Source organism: Butyrivibrio sp. (genome assembly GCF_024699075.1).
Genome location: NZ_JAILQF010000136.1, coordinates 1 through 3059, shown reverse-complemented (window position 1 = coordinate 3059; position 3059 = coordinate 1). Strand labels below are relative to the sequence as shown.

3 protein-coding genes and 1 pseudogene are annotated in these 3059 nt (G+C 37.9%); 3 read left to right on the top strand and 1 reads right to left on the bottom strand.

Annotated features, from left to right (window positions below; all coding sequences use genetic code 11):
- The 3 genes from K6G87_RS05320 to K6G87_RS05310 form a co-directional block, all read left to right on the top strand.
- The coding region (locus K6G87_RS05320) for a hypothetical protein (protein WP_296834747.1) at positions 1-564 on the top strand (564 nt) is incomplete at its 5' end.
- 92 nt (positions 565-656) lie between these two features.
- Positions 657-1001 (top strand): DUF1622 domain-containing protein, encoded by a 345-nt coding sequence (locus tag K6G87_RS05315; RefSeq protein WP_022758522.1) that lies wholly within the window; start codon positions 657-659, stop codon positions 999-1001.
- A gap of 191 nt (positions 1002-1192) precedes the next feature.
- Positions 1193-2716, top strand: coding sequence for a hypothetical protein (locus K6G87_RS05310; protein WP_296834743.1), 1524 nt, complete (start codon positions 1193-1195; stop codon positions 2714-2716).
- Positions 2717-2807: 91 nt separating this feature from the next.
- On the opposite strand, the pseudogene K6G87_RS05305 reads toward K6G87_RS05310, so the two are convergent.
- Positions 2808-3059: pseudogene (locus tag K6G87_RS05305) on the bottom strand (hypothetical protein); the annotation flags it as partial.

Below are 3059 nucleotides of genomic sequence, written 5' to 3'. Positions count from 1 at the left end.
TTATGCGTAGTCCTTTCAGGATGCGGTGAGACAATTGAGATATCTTCAAAGGGTGAAAGCATGAATGTTGCTGCTGATACAGCAACAAATGAAGACACATCAGTACAAAATGATAATACTGGCACTGCAAGTGATAATAATTCACAAGAAGCCACTGAGCAGGAAGGTAGCAATAAGGATAACAATCAGGAAGAAAGTACGGACAATAAGTCTGATGCACAGACAGATAGTACAACATCTGCAGTAGATACCACGGCATCTTCTGTAGATGCCGTCTCTTCTGACACTGCTGCTATAACTCAGGAAATGGCATACGAAGGCGTTAATAATTACTGTCATCAGGAATATGACTGGAGCATAGCTGAGGATAATCCTGATATCATGTATGTTTGTATGGGAGATGCGACAGACACTGAGTACCTCGTAATATTCAGAAGCTATACTGGATCATTTGTATATTTTTACGTCAATAAGTCAACAGGACTTACAAGGATGGTAGATGTAGTACCTCTTATGGATCTGGAGGAAGAGTCGGGAACTATCAATATATACGATTATCTTTGATTATAGTTTAACATTATGGTAAGAGTGATAGGATTGACATAGTAGAATCTGTATCCGGATGAGTAGTATTCTTTTCTTAATAAGGAGGGCCTATGGGGACAGTTATAGAAGTTGCTGACAATTATCTATACTATATTGTAGAACTGTGCACTATCATAATGGAGCTATTCGGTGTCATAATTCTTGTCTTTACTGCCATAAAGAGCTTCATAGAATGGTTCAAAAAAGATGAGAATATAAGACTCCACCTTGCTCAGGGCATTGCTCTTGCTCTTGAATTCAAGCTTGGAGGAGAGGTCCTTAGAACTGTTGTCGTAAGAGAATGGTCTGAACTGGGTATTCTTGGCGCTATCATACTCCTTAGAGGTGTACTCACATTCCTGATCCACTGGGAGATCAAGAATGAGAAGAACGAGATCGCTCAGAATGAAAAATAGTCCTTGAAACTTTGCTGTAAACATAATGATTTTTATAACTTATTTCTAAAAATGGTAATGATAAGATATTAGTGTATGAAAAAATTTTTAAGTCGGGGATAATGATGAATAATTCAATCTATAGAAAAAAGAATCGCCTTATTTCAAGTTTTCTTATTGCCATGCTTTTGTCAGGATGCAGCTCTAGTCAGTTGGCATTAGGTAATAAGGATTCAGATCAGTCTGATGAAGAGATCAGCACAAATGAAAAAGATGCAGATGATGAAGCTGCCAAAGATGCAAGTGCTGATGATAGTACAAAAGACAGCAGTTCTGAAGAAAAGAGCAGCGAAGATCTTCTTGTTGACTCAGTAACCTGGGACGATTTGTATGATCCTACAGGAAATAGCGATGCAGATAATAAAGTATATTTTAACATGAGTGATGGAAGTGTTCAGACCTTCGAAATTAGCTCAGATTATAAGATTGAAGACCTTAAGATGGTTGATCTTGATAATGATGGGACGGAAGATTTCATTATCAGTTCATATTTTGCCAATACAGCTACAGAATACAACATCATATATGCTTATACATTTGATGATGGTCAGGTATCACAGCTCTTTCCGGTTAGCGGAATAGAAGGCGTAGAAGATGACGTTTTATATGACTTCAAGATCACAGAAGTAACGATTGATTATCATACAGATGAGACTGTGAACGGACTAGAGCTTACATCATTTGGTAAAGTTAATGGAATGGTCTATGAGGAATCACATAAGATTATCTATTATCAAGATGGCAAGTGGAACCTTAAATCCGATTATACTGACGCCGAAGCTAAATATGAAACCATTATGGCGCCAAGAAATAAGGGTTATATGGATCTTGATGATGAGTCTTCTAAGTTGTATCAGGCTTTTCTTGATGGAAATGAAAAGGCTATTTATGACATCGAAGGCGATAAGGGCCAGTATATCGAACCTTCTTTGGTTCTTTCTGATGGAGAAAGGTATACTCTTGATGATATCACAGGTAACCTTACGTCAGCAGATCAGTACTCAGAAGGATGGAAGGTTGAAAGTGTCACTGATACGTATATAGATTGCGGGCTTGATGGTGATTACGAGATGGTTGTAAGCGTTTCTTTTGACACCGAATTTAGTTTTGATATGGTGATCAAAAATGTTGATGGTAGTCTTAAGATTTGCTATTTTGGTGACAGCTGGAGCAGATGTCTAACTCGCATATGCTATAACGGTATGATCTATTCTTATGGATCTGGCGGGGCAACTTCTCATGGAGGTTATACCGGATTTATAAATGCTGATGGTCAGTACAAGCTGTGGTATGAAGAGTGGGAAGAAGGCTATGATGACTATGATGGTGATGGAACCTTTAGTGTATCACCTTATATAGACGGTTCTTCTGTGGATCTTACATTTGATATTCCGGATGCAGCATATATCTATAGTGAAGAGATATCATTTGACGAAGGCGATGGATATGATTATTACTATTTCTATATACTTGATGAAGATAGTAATGAGCTTCCTGACGATCCTGATGATCCTGATAATCCATATGAAATAGTAAGGACGGAGTGTGAAAAGGCCGGTATTACTGCTATTTCTAAAAAGGAACATGAAGAAAAGCTTGAAGAAAGAAGGCAGGAAATAGGCCTTACTGATGAAATATATGAGTACGGCAATGAATACCTGACGGAAGATGAATAAATAAAAACGAGGCAATTACACTGAAAAAAGACAGAGGCACTCACAGTAAATGCGGCTTTTGATTTGCCGCAGCTGATAAGTGCCTCTCTTTTTACAAGTCCTTAACACGTTTCTTGAAAGGAATATGTTTTTTATGCGTATAACCCGGACTAAGATATTGTTCTAATGCTTCTGTTTTGTTTAGAATATCGTCATAACAGCATTTACAAAAGTCTGTAGATAATTGACCGGATCCTACCCCAATTTTGATGATATCGTCTTTTGATATATCCTTACCTTTACCATTTACAGATGTTGTATGCTCGCCCCAGTATGTGTCGCTGTAAGTAATGTCATAGGCCGG

Excerpts from the sequence above, each read along its gene's own strand:
- K6G87_RS05315 (WP_022758522.1), top strand. The coding sequence starts at position 657 with ATGGGGACAGTTATAGAAGTTGCTGACAATTATCTATACTATATTGTA.